This is a genomic window from Corynebacterium faecale, assembly GCF_030408735.1.
GTDB classification, from domain to species: domain Bacteria; phylum Actinomycetota; class Actinomycetes; order Mycobacteriales; family Mycobacteriaceae; genus Corynebacterium; species Corynebacterium faecale.
The window spans coordinates 852,701-875,149 of sequence record NZ_CP047204.1 but is presented as its reverse complement, the minus strand read 5'-3'; the positions used below and the strand labels follow the sequence as shown (position 1 = coordinate 875,149).

Below are 22,449 nucleotides of genomic sequence, written 5' to 3'. Positions count from 1 at the left end.
GACAAGCTCTTTTTGGTGTTGCGCTAGTTGTTGTAGACGCTGCCGGTGGCGCTGGACAGGGAGTTCAGCGCTGAACTCCCGGCCACGAAGTCACGCGCGGAGCTGGTGTTGTCGGAGCTCTCGGAGCTGCCGCCCACCGCGCCGAGCACCTCGCCGGTGCTGCTGCCGGAGGACAATGCGGAGGACAATCCATTGGGATTCAGGCCATTCGGGTTGTACTCGGGGATCGGCCCGCCATCAAGTCCAAAGCCCTGCATCATCAGGGGGAAGAAGCGGTGGAGTGCTTCGTTCCAGTAGTCCCAGGCGTGGGTGCCGGTGGGGCGGAAATCATAGTTAATGGTGTCGATGCCCTGGAAGTCCGTGGCGGCTTTGAGGTTATGGGTACAGGAGTTGGACAGCGCCTCGATGCGGAAACCCACCGTGATGCGGTTCTTCAGGCCGTCCTCATCCTCAGGGGCGTTGTCGCCCTCCACATCCACATCGGACCACACACCGGAGGCGGCGAAGACATAGAGGTTGTCCTGTTCGCCCAGCTTGTGGGCGTTGATCACTGGATCGTTGTAGCGGGAGTAGTCACTGTCCACCGCGCCGAAGATCTGAGTCGGTGTGGCGTTACCGCTGTAGATGGTGGCGGCCATGCCACGGCGTCCCATCCAGGAATTGGTTTCCGCGCAACCGGACAGGGACCCCACGGATGAGTAGTAATTTGGCATATGGGATGCGATATTCAGCACCGATCCACCGGACATGGACATGCCGATGAGGCTGCGCTGACCATCGGCACCGATCGCCGATTCGAGTGGCTCAGGCAGTTCGTGGGTGAGGAAGGTTTCCCACTGCTGTTTGCCCCCGAGGGATTCATTCTCCTCCACCCAGTCGGCGTAGAAGCTGAAGGAACCCAGCATGGGCATGATTACGTTGACGTTGTTCTGGCTCATCAACTCCTGCATGTCGGTCTTGGTGATCCAGTTGGCGCTACCCTGCCCACCATCACCACCGCCGAGTGCGTAGAGGGTGGGGCGTGGAACAGAGTTATCCTCAGGCACGATCCAGACCAGCGGGATCCACCGCTCCATGGAGGGCGAGTAGGCGTTGATCTGTCGGATCCGGTCACCGTCAACGTTGGCGAAACGGGCCAGACGTGCCAGCACCTCGGGGTCCATGTCGATCTCGGCTTTCGGCAGGTGTGCCTTGCCGTTCGGGTAGCGCGGATCGAAGTCCTGGGTCCGGGTGGAGGTCACGATGCCCGATGAAGCTGAGGCATCTGAGGAACCCCAGCCGGTCAGCTGCCTTCCCACCAGGGGAATATCTGACAGCCCTTCAGGGCGGTCCTTGATGTCATCGATGGGGTTATAACGGATGCTTGGATCCATGCCGTAGTCATATGCCCAGGACACGGGGGTCCCTGCGGCGAGGGTACCCAGGGCCACGGTGGTGGCGACCGCGGCAGTGATGATCCTGGATGAAACTGTTCTCACGGATTACTCTTCCTGTCACGTCAAACGAGAATTTATGAAATTTTAAGGTCGATCTAATCCATCTTCACAGAACACCCCCCTCGGGAACAAGCTGGATCAGGCACCACGCCGGTGGGGCACCCGACAGTGGCATCGGGGAAAACATTGAATATCCTTGAGGAATGCACCTCCCACACCCCGCGTCCCTTTCCGATGTCATCACCGACGGCCTTCTCGCCCAGTCCAGCGTCGACCGTGCGTTCGCCGGGGAACTCGGCAGGGTCCAGGGGGTGGAATTCAACCTTGATCAGGACCAACTGACCGCCCAGGTCCGGATCAACCGCGCCGAGGGAGGCGCCGTGGACACCACCGGCACCGTGGTGGCGTGGATCAAGGGGGATGAGTTCACCTGGGTGAGCGAGCTCGGCGCCGAATTCGACATTCCCGAGCTCCACGGCACCCACCCGGTATCCGATGGGCTCATCCATGCTGCACGGACACTCCACCGCAACGCTCCGGCATTCATCGCCGACTTCCGTGACCGAGGCCGGGCGCTGGTGATCATCCATGCCGAACCAGCTCTGCGCGACGCCCGCTCCGACCTCATCGACGGCCTGTCCACCCTGCCCGACGGCATCGACGCATCCCGCGCGCTCACCGCGTATGCGGCATTCCGCGACCTGGGACTCCGGCAGGGCCCCAGTTACCTCGCCTTCAGCGACGGCACCACCGTATCCTTCCGGAACGGACGCCCCTTCGAGATCTCCGGCGGGTTATCCCTGCGCGATGTCCGCGCCGACTCGGCTTTCTCCTCGGCTGAGCACCAATTGCTTTTCGACGCCCTGTCCCCCGACGGCCAGGTATCGTACAACCCCCAGGCGGGCACCGCCCTCATCGACGGCCAGCTCGAGGTTGCGGCGCTCCCCCTGGCCACCATCGAGGACAACACCTGGCGATGGGCCTGGTCGGATACCCGGGTCCCGGGTCAGGCTACCGCAGGTCTGCGTCGCTTTGGCCTGGACAACGGTCTACTGCCAATGGTTACTCCCGCCCTCCCCCTAGAGGAGGCGCGGTCACTTGATCTGATCAGCGTGGCCAAACCCGTCCTGCAGCGGTGGACACATGCCACCGTGGACAGCGGAGCGGGTTTCCGCATCGTGCTCGTGCTCGACCATGCCCGCCTCCACCTGCCGCCGGCGTCCCACGCGGCGATCGAGGCGACGCTCTACACCGGGCTGGCCCCCGACTTAGATGCACGCCGTGCGGTTGCGGCCTATGCGTCACAGCGCCAGGTGCCTTTCGACGGTTCCGTTCTCACCGTGGATAATCAACAGGTCACGGTGGACTTCAGCGGAAACCAGCTCCACTCGATCAGCTGACCGCGATGACCAACCCGACGATAAATATCGCCGGGATGATGATCACCGCGATGAGCCCCCACGATGCCGGATGGGCCATGTTCACCACAGTGGTGTGTCCATCATCCATCTCCACGAACACCCGCGTATCAGCGGGATTGTGATAGACCAGCCCCCATTTCAGATCCGCCTCATCCTCCTGAACAGGCAGCACACGGTCGATGGACACCTGGCCCCTCCGCAAGGAAACCAACAGTGTCCACGCCAGGACCGCGATCAGCACAACATAGGTACCCATCTCGAACGCGGTGACAAACCCCGGGCTGTTGAGACGGATCGCGGACACCGCGAGGATGGCGGCGAAGAAGAAACTGAACCACCCCAGGCATGCCTGGACATTGTTGAGGAACGCCCACCTGCGCCCCAGCGTTGCCGGTGATGCCTCCGGATGACTCTGGTGGAGACGGTCGGACTGGGATGCGATCAACAGTGATATCCCAAGGGCGATGACCAATGTCAGAACAGGGCCCGCGATGACGCGGGCGATGAGCGATCCCATCCCCATCGGTGGGGAGTAAGCCCCTCCGAGTGCGACCAGCCCGTTGTTCACCCGGGCCGGCATCTGTTGCGGAACCAGGTTGAGCATCGTCGCCGATACCCCCACGCTCACCACGATCAATCCGACGATACCGAGGTACCAACCCCAAGGCACGGGGATCTTTGCCAGCGGCCTCACTCCACACCTTCCTTCAGGAATCATGGCCCATCAATCAAATGGGCCACACTCAAGGTATCAAAAGGTGTGGAAAAACCCCGCACTCACGACAACAAACCGCGGTAGAGCGATTCATCCACCTCTGAATAGTCCGCCGGGGTGAAGGCTGCGTTGCGGTCCTTATCCACCAGCACCGCACGCACCCCCTCGGCGAAATCGGGCTGAAGAATCATGTGGAGGCTGACGGCGAGCTCATTATCCAGGCTCTCCCTCAGCGTGTCGGTAGTCCGATTCGCCTCCATCAGGATAATCGCCGCCACCACTGCTGACGGGGATGCACCGCCCATGAGGTCGCGGATCCGGTCAACAAAATCACGGTCGGTGTGGGTGTTGAGGGCTTCGTCGATAAGCGACCAACTGGGGAAGGCAAACGTCGCCTCGATCTGGGGCGCCACGCGCGCCAGCCCGCTTTCCTCCTCCGGTTGGGAGCGGAACTCATCGAGCGCCTCCTCAAGGGATCGCTCAATGACGGTCTGCTTGAAGGCCTCGACGTCCTTGGATTCGATGAAATCAGTGGCTACGCCCGCCCACAACATATCCGCCGGGCTCATCCTCCACCCGGTTACTGCCAGGAACTTTCCGATCGCCGGTGTGGTGACCCGCTGGATGAAGTGCGTGAAACCGACATCCGGGGTGTAACCGATGGCCATCTCCGGCATGGCGGCGAAGGATTTCTCGGTGATCACACGATGGGAGCCGTGCACGGACACGCCCAGCCCGCCTCCCATGACCACACCGTCAATGACGGACACGATCGGCTTGGGGAAGGTGCCCAGCTCATCATTCATCACAAATTCCTCGACAAAATAACGCTCACCGGCCTCTGCATTAGCGGCCAGTACCGCCTCCCGCACCGCACGGACATCCCCGCCCGCACAGAACGCCCTGTCCGTGGTGGAGTAGATCATCACCCGGTGCACGGCGTCATCATCAATCCACTTATCCAGCGCTTCCTGAATCAGGTCAACCATCTCCTGGTTGAGGGAGTTCAGGGCTTTGGGGCGATTGAGTTCGATCACACCGGTGGAGTTCCGGGCGAAATAGTTGATTGACCTGTTGTCGGTCCGGGGTGCGAGGGCGGAATCTGAGTGGTTCAGGTTGTCATTCATGAAAACAAGTGTGGCACATCACAAGATTTCGTGATGGGAGTTGGCGGTTCATGTGGGGAAATCCGGGGGATGGCCCGGCGGGGAGAGCTGTGGAAGAATGGGAAATAACACACAATCAGAAGGGAACCCACGTAAATGGACTTTCGTCTTGTGGTAACGGACATGGATGGCACGCTACTGAACTCAGAAGGGAACATCCCCGAGGCGTTTTGGCCACTGCTGGATAGACTCCGTGACAATGACGTCGCCTTCGCCCCTGCCAGTGGCCGCCAGCTCGCCACCCTGCAGAGCCAGTTTGGCCGCGCCGGCGAACCGATGTCCTATATCGCAGAGAACGGCACCGTGGTAGTCCATGCAGGTGACGTCATCTCCCTGACCCCCCTCTCCCCCGACGCCGTCCACGCCATCATCGACGCAGCCCGCGCCGCGGATGTGGACATGGGTGTGGTGGTGTGCCGACCTGAACGCGCCTTTGTGGAGCGCAACGATGAAGCCTTCCGCGCTGAGGCCTCCAAGTACTACTTCTCCCTCACCGAGGTGGACGATCTGTACGCCGAGGTCAACGATGAGGTGATCAAGGTGGCCGTTTTCACCTTCGAGGACGCCGAGACGGTTGCCGCACCCCTGCTGCGTCAGGCAGCCCCGGAGGACAAGGTGGTGGTATCCGGCAAACACTGGGTGGACATCATGGATCAGTCCGCAGACAAGGGCCGCGCCCTGACAACACTATGCGACGCAATGGGCATCCCCGTGTCCGCATCCGTGGCCTTCGGTGACTATCTCAATGACATGGAACTTCTGCAGGCCGCTGGCACATCATATGCCATGGCCAACGCACATCCTGACATCGCAGCCATCGCGGACCGCTCAGCACCGAGCAACACCGAGGACGGTGTGCTGATGGTGCTCGACCAGATGCTCAACGAGGATTAGAGGAACTGAATCCCCGGCGGCTACTTCTTCGCGGAGTCTTTGCCTCCAGAGCGCTTCGTGGCTTTAGTGGCTTTGGTGGCTTTGGAGGTCTTTTTCTCCTTCACCGCCATCTTGGCATCCTTCTGCTCAGCTTTTCTGCGGGTTTTCTTCCTCTCCGCCTTCGTTGCGGCAGCCTCCTCTGCAGCCTGCCGCTCAGCTTCCTTCCGGGCGGCCTTCTTCTCCGCCTTCAGAGTGGCTGCTTCCTGCGCCGCCTTCTTCTCGGCTTCCCTGCGGGCCGCTTTCTTTTCCGCTTTCTTTTCCGCCTTGGCGGCTGCTACACGATCCTCTTCAAAGCATGCGGCCAGGTCGGGAACATAACGGAACTCATTACGGGGCGGACGGGCATAGTCATCATGACGTTCCGGCCGTTCTGGAATCTCCGGCAGCGGACGGTTGATCTTCTCGTAGGGAATCGTATTGAGGATATGCGAGATGACATTGATCCGGGAGCGCTTCTTGTCTTCCGACTCCACGGTGTACCAGGGCGCCGAGGGGATATCGGTGTGGATGAACATCTCGTCTTTCGCACGTGAATACTCCTCCCACTTGGTGATGGACTGCAGATCCATCGGAGAGAGTTTCCACCGGCGCAGCGGATCACTGAGACGATCCTGGAAACGTTCCAACTGCTCTTCATCAGAAACAGAGAACCAATACTTCCGCAGATGGATGCCATCCTCGACCAGGAGGCGTTCAAAGATGGGTGCCTGATGCAGGAACCTGCGGTACTCCTGTGAGGTACAGAATCCCATGACGCGTTCCACGCCTGCACGGTTGTACCAGGATCTGTCGAAGATTACGATCTCACCGGCGGTGGGCAACTTTTCAATATAGCGCTGAAAGTACCACTGCCCTTTCTCGCGTGAGTTGGGCGTGGGGAGCGCCTCGATGCGCGCAGATCGTGGATTGAGATACTGTGTTATCCGCTTGATGGCGGAGCCTTTTCCGGCGGCGTCCCGACCTTCCATGACGATGACAACGCGTGCGCCGGTTTCCACCACCCACTGCTGCATGTCAACCAGTTCAGCCTGAAGTCTTTTCAGTTCTTTCTCATAGGCCTTCCGATTCAGCTTGGGAAGATCCTTGTTGAAGGTGGGCATCGGGGCAGTTCGCTTCTTCTCCATAGACCAATCCTACAAGGGTTAAGGGGCAGCAAAATTGATAAATCCCCACCTTCTGGCCATGACGGAACCATAGGTGGGGTAGAAAAACTGGGATTGCTGATGGATTTCAGTAGACCGTGAAATCGTGGAACCGCTCCCAGCCCTTCTTTTTAGGAAACTCACTTTCCACAATGAGCGGTGTCTGCTGGAGCAGGGGCGGCAGAGTTTCCTGAGCACGGATATAGCTCTCGCTTCTCTTGAAACTCACCGCCCCATCATCAGTGAAGACACCGATCAGGACATATTCGCCCGGATAATCGGTGCTGCGAAACCACTCGAAGTAGAGACAGTTCTCATCCGCCTTGGCCTCCTCGGTGAACTTATCAACGGTGTAGCGGAAAGTCTCGACGTATTTTGCCTTGGGCTTGAATCGGAGATTAACAATATGCATATCTCTACCCTACCGAGATTTCCCACCTTATGTCAGGGATCACAATCCGCAAACACTGTGTCCCAGCTTTCAGCAATGCATGATTAATGCAAGGACAGCCGGAGGGCCTGCGGGATGCCCCTTACTTGACGGCGAACTCCGCCATTCGGTCCCATTCGGTCTTGCCTTCAATGAGGGTGTTGATGATCTGAGGGGTCTCCTTCAGGATCTTCGGGAAGAGTTCGCAGGCCTCCTTGAAGTGCTCGCTCTGCACATGCGCTTCGGCTGCGTCATCCTCAAACGCCTCGATGAGAATGAATTCCGATGGGTCATCGGTGTTGACAGACCAGTCGAAGAAGATATTGCCCTCCTCCGCGCGGGTCTTCTCGGTGAACTCTGCGACCTGCTCGCGGAAGGTGTCGACAAACTCTGGCAGTGGACGGAAACGAACGTTAATCAGAATCATATGACCAACTGTACCGAAAGTGCCCGGCCACGGACCCCGGACCACACCGCTACACTGTGACTCAACCCACATCACGGAGGTTGGTGGATATGACGGACGCCCTTGATAATGCTCCCCTCTTAGAGCTTGAGGTTTCAGAATGGCTGAATCATGAGGGGCTGACACCCGAGGATCTGCGCGACAAGGTGGTGCTCATTGAGGTCTTCCAGATGCTGTGCCCCGGATGTGTCAACCATTCCATCCCGCAGGCGGTGAAGATCCACAGGAAAGTGGATGATTCACAGTTGCAGGTGATCGGCCTACACAGCGTGTTTGAACATCACGAGGTGATGACACCACAGGCGCTCAAGGTGTTCCTGGATGAGTTCGGTGTGAAGTTCCCCGTGGCCGTGGATAAACCACGCGATGGTCAGCGCATCCCATCCACCATGAAGAAGTACCGACTGGAGGGCACTCCCTCGACGATCCTGGTGGATAGGAAGGGACGCATCCGGCAGGTGCAGTTCGGGCAGATGGATGACTTCGTACTGGGACTGCTCATCGGCAGCCTGCTCTCAGAGCAGGATTAGAGGCTGCGGGCCGTGAGCCCGGCGCGGACGGTGGTGGCGGCGATCGTGGCGGCGTCGACAAGCGTTGCTTGTTTGTGCAGCGCGGCGACAAGCGCTGCAGCGTAGACATCGCCGGCACCCTTGGCGGTGGAGTCCACCAGGGGGTTAGGCACCTCATGGATGTCCGTGCGAGTGACGATCAAATCAGTGACCATCTCGGAGCCAAGAGCGAAACTGGTCACCACCACCCACTCGCCATGCTCACCGAGGAGTGCCCGGGCACGGGCTGCTGCATCTCCGGGTGTGTCCGCAAGGTGGGTGAACTCGAAAGCGTTGGGCACCAGTCCGGTGGCCAGCGGCACGAGGTGATCACGCAGGGCCACATCGATGCCGGGCGCGGTGTAGACCCCGACATCGGAATCACCGATGGTGGGATCAACCACCACTGTCAGGTGTGGATGGGTATCGCGGATATCCCGCAGCCATGCCGCCACCACCTCGACTTGATCGGCGCTGGCGAAATAACCGGTGGCGACGGTGGAGATCTCATCGATGAGCCCCAGAACCACCAGATCATTGAGGGTATCCGCCAACCACTGGGCATCATGGGGTGCCGTGTGGCAATTGACGTAGTGGGGCATGGCGCTGAGCACGATGGTGGGGATGGCCAGCACCTGCAGGCCTTCACGGTGCAGCACCGGCAGCGCGGCGCTCATGCCCACGGTGCCATAGACCACCTGGCTGCCGATGAGCAGCACATCAGCCGGTTGCTGATTCATCTCAGCGTGTCTGCGGTGCTCCCGCTGCAGCGCAGCTGCTTCAGACGCCGGTGCGCCCTGTCCCACCCGTGCCATCTAGCCCTCGATCTCTTCGCCCAGCTCCAGCCACTGCATCTCCAATTCAGCGTGCTCCTCCCGGACCGCGTGGAGTTTGGTGTCCAGCTCGGTGAGCTTTGCGGTATCCATCTGCTCCGCGGCGTCGGCGAGCTGTTGATTCAGCTTTTCCACCTGCTGGTCCAATTTGCCCATCTTGCGTTCCAGGGCGTTCATCTCCTTGGTGATGCGCTGGTGTTCCTGCGCGGAGATAGCCGGGGCGGCCGGCTGGGCTGTAGTGGCCGCTGCGGCGGAAGTCTCCGTGGCTGCACCGGAGCCGGATCCCATTCCCCCACCAAGGTCGAGCACACCACTGCCCTCAGCCTCAGCCATCGCGGCGCGGCGGGCCAGGTATTCCTCGATTCCGCCGGGAAGGTTGGTGAGGTTGCCATCGCCGAAGAGCGCCCAGGTGGAGTCGGTGACACGTTCGATGAGGTAACGGTCGTGGGAGATCACCACCATGGTGCCCGGCCAGCCATCCAGGAGGGATTCAAGTTCCTGCAGGGTGTCAATGTCCAGGTCGTTGGTGGGCTCATCCAGCAGCAGCACATTCGGCTCAGCCATGAGCACACGTGTGAGCTGAAGGCGTCGACGCTCACCACCGGAGAGGTCCCCCACCGGGGTGCGCTGGCGCTTCGGGGAGAACCCGAGGCGTTCAGCGAGCTGGGAGGCGGACACCTGCTTGTCACCGATCTGGACATAAGAGGCTACATCCTCCACGCAGTCAATGAGGCGACGGGACAGGTCAAGATCATCGAGTTCCTGGCGCAGCCATCCCAGCCGGACAGTCTGGCCTTCGATGCGTTTACCTGCTGCCAGGGGATGTTCACCGGCGAGGGCGCGCAAAAGGGTGGTCTTTCCAGAACCGTTAACACCAACCAAACCGATGCGTTCACCCGGTGCCAGACGCCAGGTGAAGTCCTCCACCAGGACGCGATCATCCGGGGTGGTGATGGTGGCGTCTTCCAGCTCGATGACCACACGGCCCTGTCGCGATTTGGAGAAGGCCATGAGTTCGACCTTGTCGCGGGGCGCCGGAACATTGGAGATCAACGCCTCGGCCGCCTCGATGCGGTACTTCGGCTTGGAGGTTCTGGCCGGTGCACCGCGGCGCAGCCAGGCGAGTTCCTTGCGTGCCAGATTCTGACGACGCTGTTCAATGGCATCCGCCTGACGGGTGCGCTCAGCACGGGCGAAGGTCCAGTCGTTATAGCCACCCTCATAGGCATCGACCACGCCATCGTGGACTTCCCAGGTAGTGGTGGCGATCGCGTCAAGGAACCAACGGTCGTGTGTGACCACCACGATGGCGAGCCTACGGGACAGCAGGTACTCCGCCAGCCACTGCACGCCTTCCACGTCGAGGTGGTTGGTGGGCTCGTCGAGGATGATGAGATCAAGGTCCTGCACCAGTGCGGCGGCGAGGTTGGTACGACGGCGTTCGCCACCGGAAAGCTGCCCCACCTTGGTGTCCAGGCCCAGATCCACGATGCCCAGTCCTCCCAGGACATCACGCACCGTGGCATTGGACGCCCATTCGAAGACCTCCAGGCCGAGTGGTTTGAGCACCACATCAGCCACGGTGTCATCATCATTGAGTTCCGCGCGCTGGGTCACCACAGCCATACGCAGATTGGAGTTGTGGGACACACGGCCGGCATCCGGGGGTTCGATACCGGTGAGCACCTCAAGCAGGGTGGTTTTACCGCCACCGTTGAGGCCGACCACACCGATGCGGTCGCCGGTTTGAACGCCGAGGGAGACACCATCAAGCAGCGTCTTGAGTCCCCACGTCTTGGAGACGTTCTCCAGATTGATCAGATTGGCCATTGTTGTTTTCTTCTACTCCGATTCGATTGAGACGATATGGGCCCCGCGGTTCTTCCCGGGGACAGGACTGATGGCCGCATGTACTGAGAGGCCGAGGCCTTCGTCGAGAAGCGCGTCTGTGACATCGCGGGCGCCCTGCTCATCGCGGCACAGCAGTGCGATGGTGGGGCCTGAACCGGACACCATCGCGGTGAGCGCACCGGCACGGATGCCGGCGAGCTGGGTCTTGCGCAGATCCGGCCGCAGGCTGAGTGCCGCGGCGGCGAGATCGTTTTCCAGCACATCGACGAGCTGCCAGACGCTGCCGTCCACCAGTGCCTGGCTCATGGCGGTGACATCCATGCTGGATGGCAGGCTCATCTCATCGAATTTCCGAAAGACCTCCGGTGTGGACAGCCCCTTCGGGGAGACCACCAGCGACCAGTGATAGGTGCCACGGTTGAGCATGTCCACCAGCTGCTCGCCGCGCCCGGTGCCCAGCATGGTCCCGCCCAACAGACAGAAAGGGACATCAGAGCCGAGCTCTGCGGCGACTTCCAGGAGGGTATCCTCGCCGAACGGCCCGATCCACGCATCCACCGCACGCAGGGCAGCCGCGGCATCCGCGGACCCACCGGCCATGCCACCGGCAACCGGGATGCCCTTCTGGATGTGCAGCTCCACCATGGGCAACGGCCCGTCGTTGGTGGCGCGCCAGCGCGCCACAAGAGCGTCAACCGCACGCCAAGCCAGGTTGCTGGGATCCGTGGGCACGCCACGGGGCCCGGTCACAGACAATTGCTTAACGACGCTCCCCTGTTCCGGCGCATCCTCATCCAGTGTGGTCAGGGTGATGGTCTCAGCCAGATTTATTGTCTGAAATACGGTGACCAGCTCGTGGTAGCCGTCCTCACGGGCAGGTCCCACACCGAGGTGGAGATTGATTTTGCCCCAGGCTTTAGCGGTGATCTTCACTCGGTGCTCACCCCCGCGAGCCGGACATAATCTGCCACATCCAGTTTCTCACCGCGCAGCTGGGGATCGATCCCCGCTGCAACCAGTGCCTCCTCGGATGCCGGGGCGGAACCGAAATGACCCGACAGTGCAGCGCGCAGGGTCTTTCGTCGCTGCAGGAAAGCCGCATCAATAACCGGCCAGACCTTGGCCCTGGTCTCATCATCCTGGGGCCAGGGGGTTTCCACCCGGGTGATCTTGACCAGACCTGATTCAATCTTGGGTGCCGGCCAGAACACATTCTTTCCGATGGTTCCCGCCTTGGACACCGGACCGTAGAAGGATGCCTTCACACTCGGCACGCCGTAAATCTTGGAACCCGGATCAGCAGCGAGACGGTCAGCCACCTCGAGTTGAACCATGACCAGCACCTTGGTGATGGTGGGGAACTCCGCCAACATGTGGAGCAGAACAGGTACCGAAACGTTGTAGGGCAGGTTTGCCACCAGCGCGGTGGGCTGGGTGCTGAAATCGGATTGCTGGACCTTGAGTGCGTCCTTCTGCACCACGGTGAGCTTGTCCGCCAACGCCGGGGCACGCCAGGCAAAAGTGGCGGGCAGTTCTGCAGCCAGCCGGGGATCAATCTCCACCGCAGTCACCGCGGCAGCGGACTCCACCAGTGCCAGGGTGAGCGAACCCAGCCCCGGACCGACCTCCACCACGTGATCATCTGCGGTCAGGTCAGCAGCGGTGACGATTCGTCGCACCGTGTTGGGATCATGAACGAAGTTCTGCCCCAACTTCTTGGTGGGCGTGACATCGAGCTTTTCCGCCAGCTGACGGATCTCCACCGGTCCGAGCAGCTGTGCACCTGAAGGTTCTTCCATAGCACCCCAATCTACCGCCCTGACGCGGGATTTCTACTATCGGCACGCGCACGGTAGACGCAAGGGAGAGCCGGCCTGCTCTCGCGGCATACAGGCAGCGTTCGTTGTTAGCGGATTCCCAACTTGGCGGTGCAGGCAGGCCATGCGCCCCAACCCTGGGCGGCCTGGACCTTCTCTGCGACGGCGATCTGCTGTTCGCGGGAGGCCGATGACGCGGTGGAGGCATACTGTCCGCCACCGTAGGCCAGCCAGGTCTGTGGGTGGAACTGCAGGCCACCGGCGAAACCGTTGCCGGTGTTGATGGACCAGTTGCCGTTGGACTCACACTGCGCCAGGGAATCCCATACGGAACCGTTGGACACGCTCGGGACGGCAGGAGCGGTTTTGGTACCACGCTTGATGGTGGCCGGGGTGGCCGCGGTGAGCTCAACCTCGTGGGCGACTGTGTTCTCGGCCTCGACACCGTTGACGGTGACGATCTGGCGGGTGATCTCCTTGGTGCCCGGAGTACCCGGGGTGACCACGGTTTCCTTGCCTTCATCCGTTTCTGGATCATCAACATAGGTGACCGGTGCGTCGAATTCGACGGTTTCGGTGAACTCGGAGGTTTCCACCCTGTCGATGACAATCTCGGTGTTGGTGGAGATCTTCTGTGCCGGATCCAGGTTGAGGCGGTCATCGGCATCCAAGGCAACACCACGGCGCTCAAGTACTTCGCCGACAGTGTCTGCCGCGATGGAGGTGTAGACCACCCGTCCGCCATCATTGATGGAAATGATCTTCGGCTTGGTCACCTTCAATGCCAGACCGGACTCCGGAATGGCGGCATCCGGATCAACATCGATGGCATCTGCCGGGGTGACCTCATCCAGCTCGCCGAGAAGATCCTCGACGCTGATGGCAGTGGTGGTCAGGGTCTTTTCTTCCCCTTCCACCACCAGCGCCACCTGCTTGGCGGTGCGGACAGTAACCACGGAATCATTGCTCACGGCGGAATCCGGAGCCGGGGACACGAAGTCCTGCGCACCCAGTTCCACACCGGCCTGCGCAAGCACGCCTTCGACGGTGCCTGACATGGTCACCATGGCCAGCTGTTCGCCGTTGACATCCAGGACGATGTCCTTCTTGGTATTTGCTGCGGTCACGCCACCGATGAGCAGGGTGGCGAGCATGCCTCCGGTGGCCAGACGCAGCGGCACCGAGCGGGTGCTGTTGATTCGGCTGATCCGGGATTTCTGATGAGTCGCCATAAAAATGCTTTACTTCTTCGCTCTCGGGGTGATGAACACTTAGTCACAATACGATAACAACCGACCCCCGTCCAGAGGCAAACCCAGTGGTCCCCCTTTCCAGGGCCCAGCAGTCCCAATCACCCCACCCGGCCCACATGACCACGACAAACCAGTCGCACGTGAGCTATATCACGTTATTGGCCATGCAGGCCGAAAACGCGGTCGAAGTTAGCATTGAGCGCCTCCGCGAGCTCCTCCACCGCCATGCCACGGACCTCCGCGATACACAGCGCAGTATGACCGATCAGCGACGGCTCATTCCTGCTCCCCCGGAACGGTTCCGGAGTCATATAAGGCGCATCCGTCTCAATGAAGATCTGCTCCAGTGGCGCGATTCGCGCGGCCTCCCGCAACTCATCATTGCGTTTGAAGGTGACATTGCCCGCGAAACTCAACACATATCCGCGATCCAGCGCCTCCTTCGCCATCCCCAGTGGAGAGGAGAAACAATGCAGGATGGTCTGCGGGGCACGCGGGGAATCCGCCAGCACCCGCATCAGGTCTGCATCAGCTTCACGGTTATGGATCATCAGGGCTTTACCTGAACTCACCGACAGATCGATATGCCAACGGAAGGCCTCCTCCTGCGTAACCAGGTCAGCGGTCCGCTCCGGATCGTGGGTGATCCAATAAGTGTCCAGGCCGGTCTCCCCCACCGCCACGCAGGCAGGATCCGCGGCCATCTGCGTCAAGCGTGCCCTGGCAACCTCATCCAACTGCTGGGCCTTGGTGGGGTGAATGCCGCATGCTGCCCAGACATTAGTGAATTCCTGCCCCGCCGCCAACGCAAGCTCGGCTTCAGCGAGACCATCACCGACGGTGCAGATCTTCTCCACACCGGACTCCCCGGCGCGGGCCACCAGGGTTGCGGTGTCATCACTGCATGATGCCAGGTGGGTATGGGCATCAATGAGACCAGGGATGAACTGGGCGGGAACAGGAGTTGGGCGTGGCTTCTTCTTAGACATAGGCCTTATATTCTAGACGCATGAAGGTCATTGATCTCGCCCACCCATTCCAGCCAGGTCAACCTCACTATCCGGGTGACCCCGACCAGATCACGGAGCAGGTCGCAGACATTGAGACCGACGGCTTCCTCATGCACCGTTATCACCTGGTTGGTCCGTGGGGAACCCATGTGGATGCGCCCTCCCACTTTGATCCCGCGGGTCGCACCCTGGATCAGATCGCAGCAGATGAATTGGTGCTGCCCATATATACAGTGCGTTTTGACCAACCCGGGCTGGTCACCCCGGAGTATCTTCTGGATTTTGAAGCCACCCACGGGACACTCCCCGCAGGCTCTTTCGTCGCTCTGCACACCGGCTGGGTCTGGGGTGCGGAGGGTATCGCGCCCGGGTGGAGCATCCCCGCGCTGGAGCTGTTGCACCACCGGGGTGTCACCGCCATTGGCCATGATCTACCCGACACTGATCCCGGTCTTGACGCCCAGAGCTGGTGGCTGCATCATGATCACTGGCAAATTGAAAACCTCGCCAACCTGGACCAGGTGCCAGCCACTGGAGCCACCATCGTATGTGGGTTCCCGGTGCCGATCGCCGGCGCCAGCTTCCCGGTGCGACCCCTGGTACTTATCCCCGACTAGCCAGAGCGAAGGGCAGGACGTTGAAACCGGTGCGTTCGGCGATGCCACTTCCGGCCACGGTCACGGACCAACCGGTGTCGATGAGATCGGTGACCAGGAGAATCGGACCGTCCACGAGGTTTAATCCCTGCGACCAGTCCCACTGGTTCAACAGTGCAGAGACCCGGTAGGCGGAGTTCTGGGCTGTCACCTCAACTGCTCCCGGCGCCACAGGTAACACCCCCGCGTAATTCATCCGTCCCACGCGCGCGATGGCGCCCGCGGTCTGTTCTATCAGGGCGGTGGCTTGTGCATCGGTACTGCCCAAGGCCACCACATTGGCGGGGCGGGTGCTCCAGTCCCAATCCGCCAGCACGGCGATGATGCGTGTCATCCACGGTTCCTCGGGGAAGGTGCCGGAGTCCAGGAGCTCACGCAGGGCGGGTCCACGGCCGATGTCATTGAGACGACCCAGTGCACGCCCTTCCTCGATTCCCTTGATCTTCCCCTTCATCCCGATGCCCGTCGGCCACTGTTTTCTGGCTGCCACCCGCATGCCCGGTGCGCTGAGCTGTCTGCCCACTTCAGCAGTCACGGTCTTGTCGGATTCAGTGGACCAGTAGTTTCCGGTGCAGTTGTCACAGCGCCCACAGGGGTCGGTGGCGGTGTGATCATCAAGTTCCCGGCGCAGATAGAGCATGCGGCAACCATCAGTGCGCTGGTAGGCGATCATGCTGTTTTGTTCATCAGTGCGGGCCTGCTCCAGGCCACGGTAGCGTTGCGCGTCATAGGTCCACTCTGCTCCGGTGGAGATCCAACCACCACGAACCCGTTTCACCGCACCATCCACGTCCAGTACCTTGAGCACCTGTTCCAGGCGGGAACGGGACAGATCCACCTGTGACTCCAACTTGATGGTGGATTGGACGTCCCCGGTGAGCACGCTGAGCAACTGCCGGACCACTGGTTCCTGTGGGAAGGATACCGAGGCGAAGTATTCCCAGATCTCTTTGTCCTCGGTACCGGGGAGCAGGATGACATCAGCGCGATCGGTGCCACGCCCGGCGCGGCCGATCTGCTGATAATAGGACACCGGTGATCCCGGTGCGCCGAGGTGCACCACAAATCCAAGATCGGGTTTATCAAAACCCATGCCCAGCGCCGAGGTGGCCACCAGTGCCTTGATCTCATTATTGATCAGCGCGTGCTCAAGGCGTTCACGCTCACCGGCCTCGGTGCGTCCGGTGTAGGCTGCCACATTCCAGCCCACTGCGTTGAGTGCGTCCGCGAGGTCATGGGCTGCTGCGACGGTGAGACAATAGATGATGCCGGAGCCTTCCAACTCCTTCAGATGACTGGCGATCCAGGCGGGGCGGGCCGTGGAATCAGGAAGGTTCACCACCGCGAGGTGGAGGGATTCACGGTCCAAACCGCCGCGGAGCACACCGGTGTCTTCGCCCAGCTGCGCCCGGACGTCTTCCACCACGCGGTCATTGGCGGTTGCAGTGGTGGCCAGCACCGGAACGCCGGGTTCCAGGCCGGCGAGCAGATCACGGATACGCCGGTAATCGGGGCGGAAATCATGTCCCCAGTCGGAAATACAGTGCGCCTCATCCACCACCACCAGGCCGGTTTCCGCCGCCAGGCGGGGCAGGACGGCATCACGGAAATCCGGGTTGTTGAGGCGTTCCGGGGAGATCAGGAGAACATCCACTTCTCCCCCGACAACCTGTCTCTGGATCTGATCCCAGTCGGTCATGTTGGCGCTGTTAAGTGTGGCGGCTTTAATACCTGCACGTTCGGCTGCTGAGACCTGGTTGCGCATCAGGGCCAGCAACGGGGAGATGATCACCGCGGCACCGGCACCCCGGGTACGCAGCAATTTGGCGGCAATGAAGTACACCGCCGATTTACCCCAACCCGTGCGCTGTACCACCAGCATGCGCTTTTTCTGATTAACAAGTGCGTCAATGGCTAACCACTGATCATCACGTAATTGGGCCCCCGGTCCGGCGATGCCTTCAAGGAGTTGGTTGGCTTCTTCTCTCGTCGCATTCATGCCCTCCACCTAACACCATGGGGTGGACACGGGGGTGCCACGGTCGTCGAAAAGCAAAAAGCAGCGGTTAGTGCTGAACCGGTGCCCAATCGGGCCCGGTTTCCCCGAGCTCGGGGTCAAGCTTTGCGACGAGCGGTGCTGGCTTAGTCAACGCCGTTCCCGGAATCATGTCGATGCGCTCCCACTTCGCGGCCTGGGCCTTGTAGTCACCCATGATCACCGGGTAGGTGTGCTCAGGGTCGGGCAGACCAACACCGACTGGCTGGCGTGGGGAGTCATTGCTGACCTCCACGATCTTCGGGGTGGCTGCCCAGATGCCGTCACGGCCGAGGGTCTCGTGGACTTTCTGTGCGGTGTGCGGCAGGTACGGGGTGAGCATGGTGTTGCAGTCAGAGACCACCTGCAGGGCGGTCCACAGCACGGTGGCCAGACGTTCCCGCTGGGTTTCATCCTTCGCCAGCTTCCACGGCTCCTGCTCAGCGATATAGGCATTGGCCTCGCCGACCACGTGCATGACCTCGGCGATGGCGTTTTTGAACTTGGACAGCTCCAGGTTGGCGGCAGCAGACTCAAATGTGGCCGCAGCCAGATCGAGGATGCGCTGATCGGATTCAGTCAGGGCACTCGGGACCGGAACCTCACCGAAGTTCTTGTGCGCCATGGAGACGGTGCGGTTGACCAGGTTGCCCCAGCCGTTGGCCAGCTCATTGTTCACGCGGCGGACAAACTCATCCCAGGTGAAGTCGGTGTCATTGTTCTCCGGGCCTGCAACGGCGATGAAGTAGCGCAGGGCATCCGGACCGAATTCCGCAAGGAAATCCTTGACGTAGATGACCACGCCCTTGGAGGAGGAGAACTTGGAACCAGACATGGTCAGGAACTCAGAGGACACGACCTCGGTGGGCAGGTTCAACTCACCCAGGTCACCGGTCTGACCACCACGGGATCCCTTGCCCGCATAACCGAGCAGTTCCGCCGGCCAGATCTGGGAGTGGAAGGTGATGTTGTCCTTGCCCATGAAGTAGAAGGACGCGGTTTCCGGATCATTCCAGAAGGTGCGCCATGCCTCTGGGTCACCGGTGCGGTAGGCCCATTCGATGGAGGCGGAGAGGTAACCCACCACGGCATCAAACCAGACGTAGAGCTTCTTGGCGTTGTTGTCCTGCCAGCCTTCAACAGGAATCGGGATGCCCCAGTCGATGTCACGGGTCATGGCGCGCGGGCGGATATCATCCAGCAGGTTGAGGGAGAACTTCAGCACATTGGGACGCCAGTCCTCGCGGCCCTTCAACCACTCGGTCAAAGATTCCGCCAGTGCGGGGAGATCAAGCAGGAAGTGCTCGGTTTCCACAAAGTTCGGGGTTTCCCCGTTGATCTTGGAGACCGGGTTGATCAGGTCTGCCGGGTCCAGCTGGTTTCCGCAGTTGTCACACTGGTCACCGCGGGCACCGTCAGCTTTACAGATCGGGCAGGTGCCCTCGATGTAGCGGTCCGGCAGGGTGCGCCCCGTTGAGGGGGAGATCGCACCGAGGGTGCTCTCCTTGATCATGTAGCCATTGTCGTGGAGACCACGAAAGAGCTCCTGCACCACGGCGTAGTGGTTGGAGGTGGTGGTGCGGGTGAACAGGTCATAGGACAGCCCGAGGCCGGTGAGATCCTCGACGATCTGGCGGTTGTATTTATCCGCCAGCTCCTGGACTGTCACGCCTTCCTTGTCGGCCTGCACCAGAAGTGGGGTGCCGTGCTCATCGGTGCCGGAGACCATGAGCACATTGTTGCCACGCATTCGTTGGAACCGTGCAAATACGTCAGAGGGGACACCGAACCCCGCCACATGTCCAATGTGGCGGGGTCCGTTGGCATACGGCCAGGCAACAGATACGAGCACGTTCTTCGTCATGCGTACCACCTTAATTTATGCCCGGCATAAAGGCCGTATCAGGTGATGCTTATCGACGCTTGGTCACGCGGTTTGCCTGACGCTCGCGCTTGCGGCGGGCAAGCTCTACACGTCGCTGGTGCTCAGAGTGCACGCGACGCTCGCGTGCCAGACGGGCGCTGAACTTCTGCTGTTCGCGGTATTCCAGGTAGATCACGTCATTGCGCAGATCCTTGAGGATGGCGAACATCAGGCCGATGATCACGAACAGGAAGGGGGTGGCCGCCACGATGGTGACATTCTGCAGGTTGTTCAGGGCAGAATCACCGCCGGAGATCAGCAGGGTCAGGCCGATGGCTGCGGTGGCCAGGCCCCAGGCAGCGGCGACCCACTTGTTGGCATCGAGCTGACCCCGCTGGCTCATGGAACCCATGACGGTGGAGGCGGAGTCAGCGGAGGTGATGAAGAAGGTACCCAGCAGGATCATGGCCACAATTGCCATGATCTGGCCCCCCGGCAGTGCCTGGAGGAGGCTGAAGAGCTGTTCCTGGGCGGAACCGGTACCCCAGATGGATTCCCCATTCTGTTCCATGACAATGGCGGTGCCACCGAAGATGGAGAACCAGACGGTGGACACACCGGCGGGGACCAGCAGGACGCCGAGAATAAATTCCCGGATGCTGCGACCACGGGAGATACGTGCCAGGAACATGCCCACAAATGGTGACCAGGAGATCCACCAGGCCCAGTAGAAGATGGTCCAGCCGCCCAGCCACTCACCGGCGGTACCATCGGCACTCATCGCGGTGCGGCCCGCCATCTCGAAGAAGCTGGAGAAGTAATTGCCGATTGATCCGGGAATCAGATTCAGCACTGACACGGTGGGTCCGGCAACAAAGACAAACACAGCCAAGAGAGCTGCCAGCACCATGTTGAAGTTGGAGATGTACTGGATGCCCTTGCCCACACCTGAGATGGCCGAGAGAATGAAGGCCAGGGTCAAGACGGAAACAATACCCACGATGGTCCACTGACCGGGGTTGTCGATGATATTGGCGGCGGACAGGCCCGCACCGATCTGCAGGGCACCCAGGCCCAGGGAACAGGCGGTACCGAAGACGGTGGCGATGATCGCGAGGGTGTCCACGAGCTTGCCCAACCAGCCATCAGCACCCTTCTGGCCGATCAGCGGGACGAAGGCGGAACTGAGCAGCTGTTTACGGCCCACGCGGAAGGTGGAATAGGCAATGGCCAGGCCTACGATGGCGTAGATCGCCCAGGGGTGCAGGGTCCAGTGGAACAGTGTGGACGACATCGCCGTGCCGACTTCCTGAACCTCATGCCCGGGCACACCATTGCGGTAGAAGATCAACGGCTCTGAGGTTCCGTAGAACATCAGGCCAATGCCCATGCCGGCGGCGAACATCATGGAGATCCAGGAGACCGTCTTGAACTCCGGTGCTTCATCAATGCGGCCGAGTTTGATCTGGCCGAATTTACTGGCGGCGATCGCAATCGCGAAGAACACGAATACTGTGCCGAAGAGGATGAAGGCCCAGCCGAGGTTATTCACCACAAAGTTCAGGGCGTTGCCGGCGAAGTTGGAGAAGCTGTCGGGGAAACCAATACCCCACACCACGGCGCCAAGAACTACCGCCAGCGCGGGGAGGATGACTGCCCACTGCAGCTTGGCATCAGTGCTCTCGCCCTGGAGGATAACTTCAGGCTCAGAATCAGCCACCTGCTCAACAATGGTGTCGGGATCTTCTAAGAGTCCCGCTAGCTCTTCCGTGGCGGTGAGTTGTTCGATCTCATCCCCCACCAGAGTCTTATCCGCATTTGGGTCAGATGTAGTCATGGAACTCACTATTGTGTGGAATTAGCTGAGAAGCAAGCCTGTGAAATCTGCTACCGGGGCAGAATCAACCCTCTCAGCAGCTGTTTTATCAAGCTGTGACGCAGTCCCCCCGCAGACCACCTGACCTTTTAGCAGCAGGCCGTCACAAAGGTATAACGATTTTATTCCCGGGCTGAAATCACTGCATCATAGAGCTCATTTTTACTCAGCCCGTAGGTTTTAGCCATGTCCGCGCATACCGCCTTGAGTCGCTCGCCTGCATCCACACGTTCCTGGGCCGCCTCCACCAGGGACTCCACATCAACCTTGATATCCCCTGCGCCTTCAATAACCACGGTGATCTCACCGCGCACACCGTGGCTGGCCCATTCAGCCAGTTCCGGCAGGGGGCCCCGACGGACCTCCTCATAGGTCTTTGACAGCTCCCGGCACACCGCAGCCCGCCTGTCCCCGAGGACCTCGGCGGCGTCGGCAAGCGTTTCGGCGATCCGGTGGGGTGATTCAAAGAAACACACCGCCCGCTGCTCCGTCTTCAGGCTCTCAAACCAGGTGATCCTGGCGCCATGCTTACGCGGGGCAAAACCATCAAAGGCGAAACGCCCCACATGCAGACCCGACAAGGCCAAAGCCGTGGGCACTGCGGAAGGCCCGGGGAAACAGGTCACCGGAATGCCCGCATCATGGGCGGCATCGATGAGGGCAAACCCCGGATCGGAGACCACCGGCATGCCGGCATCGCTGACCACCAGCACTGTCCCGGTGCGCGCTGATTCGATGAGACGCCCCACCCTGGACACTTCATTGTGGTCAAAATTAGAGACCAGCTGGCCGGTGATCTCCACACCGAGGGCCGCCGCCAGGGCCGCTGTTCGGCGGGTATCCTCCGCCGCCACGACGGTGGCATTTTCCAGGGCATGAACCAGACGCGGGGAGGCATCCCCGATATTGCCCAGAGGCGTGGCAGCAACAATGATTCCGGCGGGCAAGGTCAATTCAGCAAGATCCATTACCCCAGCTTCCCACAAAATCCTCCACA

Annotated in this window: 19 protein-coding genes and 1 pseudogene; 4 read left to right on the top strand and 16 right to left on the bottom strand. The window is 60.7% G+C overall.

Annotated elements, in window-relative coordinates; translation table 11 throughout:
• Positions 1-23: 23 nt before the first annotated feature.
• Positions 24-1,478 (bottom strand): alpha/beta hydrolase, encoded by a 1,455-nt coding sequence (locus CFAEC_RS04040; protein ID WP_290279060.1) that lies wholly within the window; start codon positions 1,476-1,478, stop codon positions 24-26.
• A 161-nt stretch (positions 1,479-1,639) separates the two neighbouring features.
• Here CFAEC_RS04040 and CFAEC_RS04035 point away from each other — a divergent pair, with 161 nt between their 5' ends.
• Positions 1,640-2,836 carry a DUF6882 domain-containing protein gene (locus CFAEC_RS04035; RefSeq protein WP_290279058.1) on the top strand — a complete coding sequence of 399 codons (1,197 nt, stop codon included), beginning with the start codon at positions 1,640-1,642 and terminating at the stop codon, positions 2,834-2,836.
• On the opposite strand, the gene CFAEC_RS04030 is transcribed toward CFAEC_RS04035, so the two are convergent.
• On the bottom strand, positions 2,829-3,551 hold the full coding sequence (locus CFAEC_RS04030; protein WP_290279057.1) for a hypothetical protein: 723 nt from the start codon (positions 3,549-3,551) through the stop codon (positions 2,829-2,831). The genes CFAEC_RS04035 and CFAEC_RS04030 overlap by 8 nt on opposite strands.
• Positions 3,552-3,634: 83 nt before the next feature.
• Positions 3,635-4,699: a 3-hydroxyisobutyryl-CoA hydrolase gene (locus tag CFAEC_RS04025; protein ID WP_290279056.1), complete on the bottom strand. Its 1,065-nt coding sequence runs from the start codon at positions 4,697-4,699 to the stop codon at positions 3,635-3,637.
• Positions 4,700-4,834: 135 nt separating this feature from the next.
• On the opposite strand from CFAEC_RS04025, the gene CFAEC_RS04020 reads away from it, so the two are divergent.
• A complete protein-coding gene (locus CFAEC_RS04020; protein ID WP_290279055.1) occupies positions 4,835-5,632 on the top strand; it encodes a Cof-type HAD-IIB family hydrolase in 798 nt (265 codons plus the stop codon).
• Between the two features lie 212 nt (positions 5,633-5,844).
• Here the strand turns inward: CFAEC_RS04020 and ppk2 are convergent.
• From ppk2 to CFAEC_RS04005, 3 genes and pseudogenes are all read right to left on the bottom strand, one after another.
• Positions 5,845-6,795: pseudogene (ppk2, locus tag CFAEC_RS04015) on the bottom strand (polyphosphate kinase 2); the annotation flags it as partial.
• A 106-nt stretch (positions 6,796-6,901) separates the two neighbouring features.
• A complete protein-coding gene (locus tag CFAEC_RS04010; RefSeq protein ID WP_290279053.1) occupies positions 6,902-7,225 on the bottom strand; it encodes a putative quinol monooxygenase in 324 nt (107 codons plus the stop codon).
• A 121-nt stretch (positions 7,226-7,346) separates the two neighbouring features.
• The gene (locus CFAEC_RS04005; protein WP_290279052.1) at positions 7,347-7,670 is read right to left on the bottom strand and encodes a putative quinol monooxygenase; all 324 of its coding nucleotides are present in this window, start codon (positions 7,668-7,670) and stop codon (positions 7,347-7,349) included.
• Positions 7,671-7,759: 89 nt separating this feature from the next.
• Between CFAEC_RS04005 and CFAEC_RS04000 the strand changes: the two genes are divergently transcribed.
• Positions 7,760-8,239 carry a TlpA disulfide reductase family protein gene (locus tag CFAEC_RS04000; protein WP_290279051.1) on the top strand — a complete coding sequence of 160 codons (480 nt, stop codon included), beginning with the start codon at positions 7,760-7,762 and terminating at the stop codon, positions 8,237-8,239.
• Here CFAEC_RS04000 and CFAEC_RS03995 read toward each other — a convergent pair.
• The 6 genes from CFAEC_RS03995 to CFAEC_RS03970 all read right to left on the bottom strand — a co-directional run bounded on the left by CFAEC_RS03995 (position 8,236) and on the right by CFAEC_RS03970 (position 15,000).
• Positions 8,236-9,072 (bottom strand): pyridoxal kinase, encoded by an 837-nt coding sequence (locus CFAEC_RS03995; RefSeq protein WP_290279050.1) that lies wholly within the window; start codon positions 9,070-9,072, stop codon positions 8,236-8,238. The genes CFAEC_RS04000 and CFAEC_RS03995 overlap by 4 nt on opposite strands.
• Positions 9,073-10,920: an ABC-F family ATP-binding cassette domain-containing protein gene (locus tag CFAEC_RS03990; RefSeq protein WP_290279048.1), complete on the bottom strand. Its 1,848-nt coding sequence runs from the start codon at positions 10,918-10,920 to the stop codon at positions 9,073-9,075.
• Between the two features lie 12 nt (positions 10,921-10,932).
• Positions 10,933-11,874, bottom strand: a complete 942-nt coding sequence (locus CFAEC_RS03985; protein WP_290279047.1) for a 4-(cytidine 5'-diphospho)-2-C-methyl-D-erythritol kinase — start codon at positions 11,872-11,874, stop codon at positions 10,933-10,935.
• Positions 11,871-12,740 (bottom strand): 16S rRNA (adenine(1518)-N(6)/adenine(1519)-N(6))-dimethyltransferase RsmA, encoded by an 870-nt coding sequence (rsmA, locus tag CFAEC_RS03980; protein ID WP_290279044.1) that lies wholly within the window; start codon positions 12,738-12,740, stop codon positions 11,871-11,873. The genes CFAEC_RS03985 and rsmA overlap by 4 nt, the downstream gene beginning before the upstream one ends.
• A gap of 107 nt (positions 12,741-12,847) precedes the next feature.
• Positions 12,848-13,990, bottom strand: coding sequence for a resuscitation-promoting factor (locus CFAEC_RS03975; RefSeq protein ID WP_290279043.1), 1,143 nt, complete (start codon positions 13,988-13,990; stop codon positions 12,848-12,850).
• A 176-nt stretch (positions 13,991-14,166) separates the two neighbouring features.
• On the bottom strand, positions 14,167-15,000 hold the full coding sequence (locus CFAEC_RS03970; protein ID WP_290279041.1) for a TatD family hydrolase: 834 nt from the start codon (positions 14,998-15,000) through the stop codon (positions 14,167-14,169).
• 20 nt (positions 15,001-15,020) lie between these two features.
• Between CFAEC_RS03970 and CFAEC_RS03965 the strand changes: the two genes are divergently transcribed.
• Entirely contained in the window at positions 15,021-15,638 is a 618-nt protein-coding gene (locus CFAEC_RS03965; RefSeq protein WP_290279040.1) for a cyclase family protein, read from the top strand.
• Here CFAEC_RS03965 and CFAEC_RS03960 read toward each other — a convergent pair.
• From CFAEC_RS03960 to rsmI, 4 genes are all read right to left on the bottom strand, one after another.
• Positions 15,625-17,676, bottom strand: a complete 2,052-nt coding sequence (locus CFAEC_RS03960; protein WP_290279039.1) for a RecQ family ATP-dependent DNA helicase — start codon at positions 17,674-17,676, stop codon at positions 15,625-15,627. The two genes, CFAEC_RS03965 and CFAEC_RS03960, sit on opposite strands and share 14 nt — an antisense overlap.
• A gap of 67 nt (positions 17,677-17,743) precedes the next feature.
• A complete protein-coding gene (gene metG, locus CFAEC_RS03955) occupies positions 17,744-19,576 on the bottom strand; it encodes a methionine--tRNA ligase (RefSeq protein WP_290279037.1) in 1,833 nt (610 codons plus the stop codon).
• Positions 19,577-19,625: 49 nt separating this feature from the next.
• The gene (betP, locus tag CFAEC_RS03950; RefSeq protein WP_290279035.1) at positions 19,626-21,413 is read right to left on the bottom strand and encodes a glycine betaine transporter BetP; all 1,788 of its coding nucleotides are present in this window, start codon (positions 21,411-21,413) and stop codon (positions 19,626-19,628) included.
• A gap of 161 nt (positions 21,414-21,574) precedes the next feature.
• The gene (gene rsmI, locus CFAEC_RS03945; RefSeq protein WP_290279033.1) at positions 21,575-22,420 is read right to left on the bottom strand and encodes a 16S rRNA (cytidine(1402)-2'-O)-methyltransferase; all 846 of its coding nucleotides are present in this window, start codon (positions 22,418-22,420) and stop codon (positions 21,575-21,577) included.
• Positions 22,421-22,449: the final 29 nt, after the last annotated feature.